The organism is Sneathiella sp. (genome assembly GCF_029233945.1).
GTDB lineage: Bacteria > Pseudomonadota > Alphaproteobacteria > Sneathiellales > Sneathiellaceae > Sneathiella.
Genome location: NZ_JARGOQ010000080.1, coordinates 1 through 9,594 on the forward strand (window position 1 = coordinate 1; position 9,594 = coordinate 9,594).

Consider the following 9,594-nt stretch of genomic DNA (forward strand, 5'->3'; position numbering starts at 1 on the left):
CATCTCTTATGCAAACTCAATAATTTGTCTCATGAATGCTGAACGGGAACAGGATCGAAAAAGGGCAACAGTTCGTTGGGCTCGGTAGATATTAACCGCGCCATTTTCTCCAGCATGATCGACCTTTATCATTTTTTCGGCTGTTTTTTTTGCTGGCCTCAAAGTCGAAAATGTCATTATTTCTTTGCCATACATAAGTGACGAATAGAGTAGCAACGATAGCATAACTATTCACAAAACGAGAAAATGGGTTAATATTATGCTAGTAATAAGAGGAGCTTTAGGAAGAAGGTAGCTGTAGGTGGATCATTTGATGATTTCTGGAGGAATAGGAGCCTTTCTTCAAATAGTTCCAATTCACCTGTTTATTCTTTTTTGCTTCTATTGTGTTGTACTATTGTATGCGATCAAGAGGCCGCCGGGGTTGTTAAAAAATACTCTGGGCATTATTTTGGCATTGGTCGCCGTTTTGGTTTTTGCTCCGCTATTCTGGTCAAGCATGAAATATACATTTGGAATGCTGAGCAATATGAATTGATGCTTTCTGCTGTTTATAAAGTGGGTAGAAAAATGGGTAGAAATTTAAATTTACGAATTAGGCTTTATAAGCATTATTTGTAGGCGGAACGAACCTCCGCCATTTGCTTTAATTTATAAACAAAAACAAAATATTGAGAAAAACACTAGTGGCATCATACCCCAATTAGTCCCCCAAATAATTTTATCAGAGGTCCATAATTTTAAGGGAGGAATGGTTGTTTATCAGCAATTGGTATCGATTTGTATTTTGGTGAACTTTAGTATCGAAGACTTCTGGTATTTAAATGCCGGATTAAGGGCACAAAAAATCGGATCAGGTCACAGCTCGTCATCATCAAACATCGGATTGCTTTCGATTTCTCCTTCGATGGCCTCAATCGAGGCGCCAGACGCGGCGGCCTTGGGCAAAAAGGCGATATGAAACAGGGCGTCCCCCTGGTTCACCAAAGGTATTGTCACTGCGCCGACGATCAAACCATCTTTTGTGGCCCGCACTTCGGTTTCCCGCTCCCCGAAGGGATCAGAAATCAAACCGAGGATGTCGCCTTCGTGAATATAGTCTCCAATGTCGTGTCGCGCACGCAACAGGCCGCCTTCCGGCGCTCGCAACCACGCGCTCTGGGTCGCCACAGGTGTTTTCTTGACCTTCCTATTACTTGTCTGAACGGCGCTCTTTGCGACCATGCCCATGTGTCGCATGACTCTCAGGACACCGGCGACGCCGACACGAACAGCAAAATCGCTGTATCGTAGCGCCTCTCCTGCTTCGAAAACCATGACAGGAACGCCGAGTTGGCTGGCGGCGGCCCGCAAGGAACCATCTCGCAGCGATGAGTTCAGGATGACGGGCGGTTCAAACGCTTCAGCCAAGTTGCGCGCCTTCTTGTTTCGCAGGTCAACGCGCACCTGCGGCAGGTTGTTGCGGTGTATCGCCGCCGTGTGCAAATCAATGCCGCAATCACATCGCTGAACCACATCATTCAGAAAAATATGAGCAAGGCGCGATGCCAGCGACCCCTTGGCGTTGCCCGGAAACGACCGGTTGAGGTCACGACGATCCGGCAGGTAGCGGCTGTGACCGATAAAGCCGAACGAATTGACGATTGGCACTAACAACAAGGTACCTGATACCCGGCGCAAGGCGACTAACCGACCAAGCCGGCGAATGATCTCAACACCAAGGACTTCGTCGCCGTGAATTGCCGCACTGACAAAAATTGTCGGCCCGTCGCGCTTGCCATGAATGACCTGAACAGACAATGTTGCCGGCGTGTGGTCAGACATCATGCTAAGGGGGATATCAACGATCTTTCGCTGACCAGCGGGAATTGTTTCGCTGGCCAGCTCAAAGGGTTTACGCAAGCTTTGGGCTCCTTTTGGCTTTGCTGCCTTTTGTGCGGGTGCGGCCAGCCTTAGCATTCTTTTCAATGAATTCGATAATCTTTGAGGCGACATCAATGCCGGAGGCTTTCTCGATGCCTTCCAGTCCTGGTGACGAATTCACTTCCATCACCACCGGACCAGCGTTTGATCGCAGCATATCAACACCACAGACGTTCAGTCCCATTGCATTGGCCGATTTTAGGGCGGTTGATCGCTCTTCCGCTGTAATTTTGACGGCCTCCGCGGAGCCTCCGCGGTGTAAATTCGACCGGAAATCTCCTTCTGCTCCGCGACGGATCATAGCCGCAACAACTTTTTCGCCAACTACGATACAGCGCAAATCTTCGCCATTGGCCTCTTTCACAAATTGTTGGACCAAGATATTGGTATCAGTGCCACCGAAAGCTTGGATAATGCTTTCCGCTGATTTGGGCGTTTCTCCCAAGACAACACCAATACCCTGGGTTCCTTCCAAAAGCTTGATAATAACGGGGGCGCCGCCGGCAAGTTTTAGAACCTCTGCAGCATCCGAGGTGCGATGGGCGAAAACGGTAACCGGCAGGCCGATACCTTCGCGAGACAGCAACTGCATGCTCCGCAGTTTATCGCGAGATCGCGAAATGCCAACCGACTCGTTGACCGGATAAACATCCATCATCTCAAACTGCCGTAGAACAGCAGTGCCAAAAAAAGTAACTGAGGCCCCGATACGAGGAATAACCGCATCGTAGCCTTTCAAAGACTCACCTTTGTAATGAATTTCAGGATCACCGGACGCGATATCGATATAGCAACGCAGATGATTAATAACATCGATTTGATGGCCTCGCGCTTCAGCTGCTTCGATCAAGCGTTCATGTGAGTACAGTTCTGCATTTCGACAGAGTAGAGCGATTTTCATAAAACTCACCTTTCGTTAGTGAACTTGGTTGAAACTTCTGCAAAACTGCGGCTAGCGATGAATGAACGACTTGGGTCGATCAAGAAGCCGCCCTTTAAGGCCTGCCGCCCAAGCAGCAATCGAAAGCCCATAAGTGCACGGTCGGCTAACGTCACTTCAATAGGCCAGGTCGTGCCCCCCAAACCTACGTCGATTTCAATGACATAACGCGGATGGCGATGGCCGGTTGAGCTCATTATTTCACGCTCGTCACGGATTTCCGCGATACATTTGACGGCCGGTTCCCGACGTCTCTGCACAGGATAAAGAATAAAGGAAACATGGGGCGCGCCACGTTCTGTGAAGGTTTGAATATCAACGGCATGAACCGCCGATGTCCTAGCCCCACTATCTATCTTGGCTTTCACAGCTTCTTCCAGCAGACCGGGGAAAGTGACCCACTCGCGCCATCCGATAACCATTTTATCATTGCGTGGTTTCACATTAGTCATCCGAAGCGACCTGAGCAGGATCATCGGATATGTCCGATGGTTCATTCTCAATTCCACCGGCCATATCACCCGCAAGCGCATCCTCAAGAGTCGCTATGCTGGCTTCATTCAATCGTCGATAGCTGAAAAAAGTTCGCTGGTTAACGACGACAAAATAGGTGCCGAGATCGATCAGAATATGCCCGGTTTCATACAGACCGCGTCTTATCGCTTCGATTTGCTCGGGCCATAATCGCCGTTGGTTTACTATTCGGCACATCAATTTCATGGAAATGCGATAGCGGCCCCGCGGTTTTCCGCCGAACGAGTGGTCATAAAGTGAGACTAGACGATCGACAACATCCGCATTTGAATAATCTAAACTACCTGGCAACTTTACCTCTCCTAATCATATCAATTTCCTGCTCAAATTCTGTTATTAGCATAATCATAAAATAACAAAATGCAAAATTTTCTTTCCTTATAAGTAAAATTAATTTATCTATATTGTATATATTTTATATAATAAGGGATTTTCAATTGAGCTCCATTGCCTATCAAGTAGCCGCCATTGTTGCGTTACTCGCTGCCAATGCCTTTTTCGTTGCGGCTGAATTTGCGCTGGTCTCGGCTCGCAATTTTCGACTTGAGCCAAAAGCGCGCGCGGGCAACAAAACGGCCCGACTGACGCTTTCCATCAAAGGTGATATTGATGCGTATTTATCAGCCTGCCAACTCGGGATCACGATGGCCTCACTCGGTTTGGGTTGGCTGGGAGAACCGGCCGTTGCCGCTCTTTTAACGCCCGTTCTTTCTCCGTTGGATTTGTCCGCGGAAACCCTGCATACAATCGCCTTTGTGGTCGGATTTATAGTCTTTTCGTCACTACATATCGTTGTCGGTGAGCAGGTGCCAAAAACATATGCAATTCGAAAAGCCGAATCCATCGCTATGCTACTGGCGTATCCGCTGCACTGGTTTTACCGAGTAATTTTTCCCTTGAGCTGGCTACTAAACTGGTCGTCACGCGCAATACTCCGATCAATGAATGTTCGTGAGGCAAGCCATGCTGATGTTCTGACAAGCGATGAATTGCGCGGGTTAATCCATGTCTCCGCCGAGCATGGCGAAGTGGCGGCCGAACGCGCAGCAATGTTACATAATTTGTTCCAATTTGATGAACGTACCGTCGAGCGTGTGATGATTCCGCGACTTGAAACACAGGTTTTGCGACTGGATGCACTCGGCGAACGGAATCTCAATGTAATCAGAAAGAGTCAATATTCCCGGTTTCCTGTTTTAAACGGCGAACTGGACGATCTTGTTGGCATTGTCTTGGTGCGCGATTTGATGAACGCCATTATTGATGGAACGCAAGCGCCTTGGCAGAACCTAGAGGCTTATTGTCGCGATCCGCTCGCCGTTCCGGAATCCCTCAAGGTTACAGAAATGTTTGACATGATGCGTGAGACACGCTCGCACATGGCGTGCGTGATTGATGAATATGGTGCCTTTTCAGGCGTGGTGACACTGGAGGACCTGCTCGAAGAAATCGTTGGTGAGATTTCGGATGAGACCGACAAGATTGAACCGGTATACCCCATTATTTGGAAAGAAACATACTGGGAAGCTCACGGTCTGGCACCACTCGCAGATCTTGAACGGGAAACAAGCTTTCAAGTCGAAGAACCGATGACCGTGAATACGATCTCCGGCCTGATTATGAGCGAGCTTTCCCGCCTGCCCGTCAAGGGAGACACCGTCAATATCGGAGAGTTTAAATTTACTGTATTGGCGATGAAAGACCGTCATGTCGAAAAAATACGAATTGAGACGATGACGGAGGTGTTGGATTCTAACGATCTGAATTCGGAAGCGAAATTACCGGAAACTACCGACACGAATACAGGTGAGCTCAAATCTAGCCCCCCGCCCCTTAAAGGAGGATAAGCATATGGAAGATGCGTCAAATTGGCTTGCGAATGTCAAGATTGCAAGTATGGAGTTGCTGAGTGATTTTATCGTCGCATTACCCGGGCTTTTGGGCGCCATTGTTATACTGGCTGCGGGCTGGTTAGTCGCCCGGGTTTTGCGTGCGACGGCGGTACGTATGAGTGACGGATTGAACCGCTTGTTTGAAACCGTAATGCCGACAGGCCGTCTTGCCAGTTTTCGTTTATCTCCAAGGTCAGCCCATATGATCGGAAATGTGGTCTATTGGTTGACCATCGTCTTTACCATCACACTTGCTGCTGATGTTGCTAATTTTGATACCTTTTCCTCCTGGCTGTCAGTGATCTTTGGATATTTACCTCGAGTTTTAGTTGGAGTGCTGATTGTAATTGTCGGTTATCTGCTCGGTGCCGCCGTTCGTGATCTTGTCGCGACGACCTTATCCTCCATGGCAATCCATCAGGGCGAATTGATCGGTGCTTTTGCGCAATGGGCCATCCTCCTGACGGCAGGGATTATCGCCATCGAACAGATTGGCATCGACGTGACATTCCTGATCGTCATTATTGCCATCTTTATGGCGGCCGTAATGGGCGGAATAGCACTTGCATTTGGCTTGGGCGCGCGCCCACTGGCGGCCAATCTGATAGGTGCCCGTTACCTGCAACAACAATATTCGCCCGGTCAGGTTCTTGCCATCGATGATGAAGAAGGTGAAGTTTTGGAATTCACCGCGACGGGAGTTGTCCTGGAAACGTCCGGGGGGCGGTCGACGGTGCCAGGCGAAGTTTACTTCCATAAAAAAATTACACTTAAAGGGGAGGATATTGTCGATGACTAGCACCCTCCCTTTAAGCATTGCGTTTATCGAACGCAATCCCAACGCTGCCGCGCGGGTCCTCGAAAATCTGTCGACAGATGATGCTACTGCTCTGATTAACGTATTACCAGGCTATGCAAGCGCTCTGGCCTTGGGGCGCATGACGCCTTTTGCCGCAGCGCAATGTGTTATACAACTCGAAACGGATCGGGTCGTTCTTATTTTGCGCACCATGTCGTTTTTGGACGCAGCAAGTGTTTTGCGGGTAATGAACGATGAAAATCGCAACGCCGCTTTGAATGCCCTACCGGAAGATCTGGCGAGAGACTTCAAAAAATCGCTCAGGCATCCGTTGGATTCCGTGGGTGCCTGGATGAACCAGCGCATATCACCCTTGCCGCAATCGCATACGGTTGCGGATGCCCTAAAATATGCGAAACGGAAAACGCGCCCTGAAGGTGATGAATTATTCGTCGTTGATGACGCACATCGTTTCGTTGGCGTAGTTCGGATATCGCGGCTCGTCCAAAATGACGGTAAGGCGGTATTGAAGGACCTGATTAAAACCGGAGCGCCGACCGTGTCCAACCGGGCCACTTTGGCCTCTATTATTGATTCTCCCCTTTGGGGTGACCACGCTGCTCTCGCGGTTGTTGGCCGAAAAGGTAATTTTCTTGGCACGTTGTCGCATAGCCTAGCCCGTCAGGGCATCGTCGCCGCGCAACGGCACCCCCCCGGCGTGAAGTCAGATTCAATCCTGACGCATCTCATCGGTGGATGTTTTGTTGCTTTTGTAGGACTGCTCGGCTTGATTTTAAACTCAGCAAGTATTCAAGGACCTATAACAGATTTGGAGGCCAGTCATGACGGGTAATATTGATGCCGCTATTGAGCCGCTGGAACGTCGCTTCCTACTTGACCATCCCTGGGATGCCGCACGTCTTCTTGAAGCCTTGCCAGCTGACGAGGCCGCGATTGCTCTAACGCGACAGCGCGTCGAAGTTTTAGTTCCGGTTTGGCGGCGTTTAATGACACCAATTGCCACACGATTACTCAGCAAGCTTCCTGACAAACGTGCGACGGATCTGTTGTCCGAACTTTTACCCAATGAAGCCGCACTCTTGCTCGCGTCCCTGCCTGAACCCGATAGCGGCCGGTATTTGTCGCAAATGGATACCAGGATTGCTGAAGATATTAAAAAACTAATGAGCTATCCAGAGGGTAGCGCCGGGCGGTTGATGAACCCCGTCGATGCGACTTTTCGAATGACGACAACGGCGTCAGAGGCCATTAATCAATTGCGGCAGCGTAGAACGAAGAATTCCCGAAGCCTGTTCTTGGTCGACGAGGAAAACCGTCTCACCGAAAAGGTCTCTATTCAAGACATAGCCGTCGCTGACGCAGACGACCGCTTGCAAGACTTGGCCAAGCCGGTGACCGCCTACGTCAATCCGTTGTCATCGCAGGATGAGGTTGTCGAGTTACTTGAGCGTGATCGTCTTGCCGATCTGCCCGTCGTCGATCTGAACGGCGTTTTGATAGGCGTGATACAACACACAGCCCTGGTTGATACCATTCAAGAAGACGCTACCGCAGACATCCAGACAATGGTTGGTGCAAGTAAGGATGAGCGAGCGCTATCGAAGCCGCTTTTTGCTGTACGCCGACGGTTACCCTGGTTGCAGATCAATCTGCTAACGGCTTTTATGGCCGCAGCTGTCGTTGGATTGTTTGAAAATACTATCGCCCAATTCACGGCACTGGCGGTTCTCCTTCCTGTCGTCGCCGGTCAATCAGGTAACGCGGGCGCTCAAGCTCTGGCGGTGACCATGCGCGGCTTGGCGTTACGTGAGATTTCTACAAGCCAAGGATTGCGGGTTATGTTTAAGGAATTGAATGTAGGTTTAGTAAATGGATTGGCAGTGGCCGCTACATGCGGAATTGGGGTGTTTTTCTGGAGTGGGTCATTGGGGCTGGTTTTGGTCATAATGCTATCCATGGTTCTGGCAATGGTCGCCGCGGGTTTTGCCGGGGCTGTTGTCCCGATTGTCTTGACCAAATTGGGTCAGGACCCGGCAGTCGCCTCATCAATCGTTTTGACAACCGTTACTGACATCGCAGGGTTCTTTTCCTTCCTTGGTATTGCGACTCTATTGTCGTCAATGCTTTGACATTAAGATAACTTAGTTATGGTTTCATGTTATTAGAAAAGCTCTTGATAGTTGCCGGCCCGCGTGGCCAAAGCTCAGGAAAAACAATCAATATGGCTTCATTCAGGCTCATCAAGGGGCAACCTATTGTAAATTTTCACTTAAGTGCAAATCCACTGGACTGGTACAGAAAACTGGTACAGGATTAAACGATGCAAGGAGGCAGTTTAGCTCTAACCCCTTGATATAATTACATCGGAAAAATGCGGCGGTTTCTCCCCGACCCTCCGCCATTATCTTTAAAATCAATGCATTAGATACCTAGTTTTGATGGTGGCACATTGAAGTGAGCCATTATCCATGCATATATCTACCTACCTGATGCTTTCCAGACACAACGTCTTCTATTTCCGTTGGCCTATTCCTAAGGCCCTCCATCCTTACAATAAATGCACGCATATAAGAGTGTCTCTGGAAACGAGAGATAATCGCCTTGCCATGCAATTGTCACGGTGGTTATCATACTGGGCTGATGAATTGCTGAGTAGCGTTGCCAATAAAAATATGAAATATCACGAAATAAGAACCCTGCTTAAGTCGCATTTCGCCAGCCTGCTAGAGCAACGGAAGTCGTCAATGGCTGATAAAGGACGCCTGAGCGAGCTCGAGCTAAACGTCCTCAGGTCGAGTATTTTAACATCCGCCGCACCAGAAATATTCAACCTTACGGCTAACGACGAAAAGCCGCCTGTGGACCGTCTGATCGCCCTGTATGGGCTTCCCGTCTCTCAAGGCAGCGATACCTATCAAACTATGGAAACGGAGTTCAGGAGCTCTTACAAAGCTTATTGCCAACATGTTCTTGATTATGACAAGTCGATGGAAGAATACGACCTCTCAAGCTCTGCTGAGCCTTCCCGCCCACCATCCTCAAGCGAAGGTATGGACACCCCTCTCAGTGAGCTTGTCAGGCGGTTTGTGGAGGAGAGAGTAAGGGGCGGCAATTGGACAAAAAAGTCGGAGAAGGAATATCAGGCAATCTATAATTTGCTGCTTGCCATTCTGGGTACTGACATCGCCTGTACTTCTATTAACTCCAAGGGTGCCCAAAAGGTGAAGAGCACTTTGCAGCAGGTGCCCAAGAACATTAATTCGAACCCGAAGACTAGGGGGCTTAAGTTTGAAGATGCTATCGCGGTTGTGGGTGTAGAGCGGATGCATGTGAAAACAATTAATAAACATCTCAATGCATACCACGGCTTATTCAAATGGGCTGAAAAGAACGGGTATGTCTCTAAGAACGTATTTACCGGACTAACCATCTGTTCCCGTTCAGCATTCATGAGACAAATTATTGAGTTTGCATAAGAGATGATT

10 protein-coding genes and 1 pseudogene are annotated in these 9,594 nt (G+C 49.0%); 6 read left to right on the plus strand and 5 right to left on the minus strand.

The genetic code is table 11. The features are described 5' to 3' along the window. Positions 1-6 precede the first annotated feature (6 nt). The 5 genes from P1U71_RS18060 to P1U71_RS16925 all read right to left on the minus strand — a co-directional run bounded on the left by P1U71_RS18060 (position 7) and on the right by P1U71_RS16925 (position 3,688). A complete protein-coding gene (locus P1U71_RS18060; RefSeq protein WP_367281214.1) occupies positions 7-225 on the minus strand; it encodes a demethoxyubiquinone hydroxylase family protein in 219 nt (72 codons plus the stop codon). A gap of 633 nt (positions 226-858) precedes the next feature. Then, positions 859-1,902 (minus strand): succinylglutamate desuccinylase/aspartoacylase family protein, encoded by a 1,044-nt coding sequence (locus P1U71_RS16910; protein ID WP_301106848.1) that lies wholly within the window; start codon positions 1,900-1,902, stop codon positions 859-861. Next, complete coding sequence (gene rimK, locus P1U71_RS16915) at positions 1,895-2,824, minus strand: 30S ribosomal protein S6--L-glutamate ligase (protein WP_301106849.1); 930 nt, start codon at positions 2,822-2,824, stop codon at positions 1,895-1,897. The genes P1U71_RS16910 and rimK overlap by 8 nt, the downstream gene beginning before the upstream one ends. A gap of 5 nt (positions 2,825-2,829) precedes the next feature. After that, entirely contained in the window at positions 2,830-3,315 is a 486-nt protein-coding gene (locus tag P1U71_RS16920) for a RimK/LysX family protein (RefSeq protein WP_301106850.1), read from the minus strand. Next, the gene (locus P1U71_RS16925; protein ID WP_301106851.1) at positions 3,308-3,688 is read right to left on the minus strand and encodes a hypothetical protein; all 381 of its coding nucleotides are present in this window, start codon (positions 3,686-3,688) and stop codon (positions 3,308-3,310) included. Before P1U71_RS16925 ends, P1U71_RS16920 begins: the two co-directional genes overlap by 8 nt. Positions 3,689-3,834: 146 nt before the next feature. On the opposite strand from P1U71_RS16925, the gene P1U71_RS16930 reads away from it, so the two are divergent. The 6 genes and pseudogenes from P1U71_RS16930 to P1U71_RS16950 all read left to right on the plus strand — a co-directional run bounded on the left by P1U71_RS16930 (position 3,835) and on the right by P1U71_RS16950 (position 9,585). Continuing rightward, on the plus strand, positions 3,835-5,244 hold the full coding sequence (locus P1U71_RS16930; RefSeq protein ID WP_301106852.1) for a hemolysin family protein: 1,410 nt from the start codon (positions 3,835-3,837) through the stop codon (positions 5,242-5,244). A gap of 4 nt (positions 5,245-5,248) precedes the next feature. Then, the gene (locus P1U71_RS16935; protein ID WP_301106853.1) at positions 5,249-6,088 is read left to right on the plus strand and encodes a hypothetical protein; all 840 of its coding nucleotides are present in this window, start codon (positions 5,249-5,251) and stop codon (positions 6,086-6,088) included. Further along, complete coding sequence (locus P1U71_RS16940) at positions 6,081-6,941, plus strand: hypothetical protein (RefSeq protein ID WP_301106854.1); 861 nt, start codon at positions 6,081-6,083, stop codon at positions 6,939-6,941. Before P1U71_RS16935 ends, P1U71_RS16940 begins: the two co-directional genes overlap by 8 nt. After that, positions 6,931-8,238, plus strand: a complete 1,308-nt coding sequence (gene mgtE, locus P1U71_RS16945) for a magnesium transporter (protein ID WP_301106855.1) — start codon at positions 6,931-6,933, stop codon at positions 8,236-8,238. The genes P1U71_RS16940 and mgtE overlap by 11 nt, the downstream gene beginning before the upstream one ends. A gap of 360 nt (positions 8,239-8,598) precedes the next feature. Then, positions 8,599-8,724 (plus strand): annotated as a pseudogene (locus P1U71_RS18065) (DUF6538 domain-containing protein); the annotation flags it as partial. A 129-nt stretch (positions 8,725-8,853) separates the two neighbouring features. Further along, positions 8,854-9,585, plus strand: coding sequence for a hypothetical protein (locus P1U71_RS16950; RefSeq protein ID WP_301106856.1), 732 nt, complete (start codon positions 8,854-8,856; stop codon positions 9,583-9,585). The last annotated feature ends 9 nt before the right edge of the window (positions 9,586-9,594 follow it).

Bases quoted from the DNA above. Each gene is read 5' to 3' on its own strand.
- P1U71_RS18060 (WP_367281214.1), bottom strand. From the start codon at position 225: ATGCTATCGTTGCTACTCTATTCGTCACTTATGTATGGCAAAGAAATA.
- rimK (WP_301106849.1), bottom strand. From the start codon at position 2,824: ATGAAAATCGCTCTACTCTGTCGAAATGCAGAACTGTACTCACATGAA.
- P1U71_RS16920 (WP_301106850.1), bottom strand. From the start codon at position 3,315: ATGACTAATGTGAAACCACGCAATGATAAAATGGTTATCGGATGGCGC.
- P1U71_RS16935 (WP_301106853.1), top strand. From the start codon at position 5,249: ATGGAAGATGCGTCAAATTGGCTTGCGAATGTCAAGATTGCAAGTATG.
- P1U71_RS16940 (WP_301106854.1), top strand. From the start codon at position 6,081: ATGACTAGCACCCTCCCTTTAAGCATTGCGTTTATCGAACGCAATCCC.
- mgtE (WP_301106855.1), top strand. From the start codon at position 6,931: ATGACGGGTAATATTGATGCCGCTATTGAGCCGCTGGAACGTCGCTTC.
- P1U71_RS16950 (WP_301106856.1), top strand. From the start codon at position 8,854: ATGGCTGATAAAGGACGCCTGAGCGAGCTCGAGCTAAACGTCCTCAGG.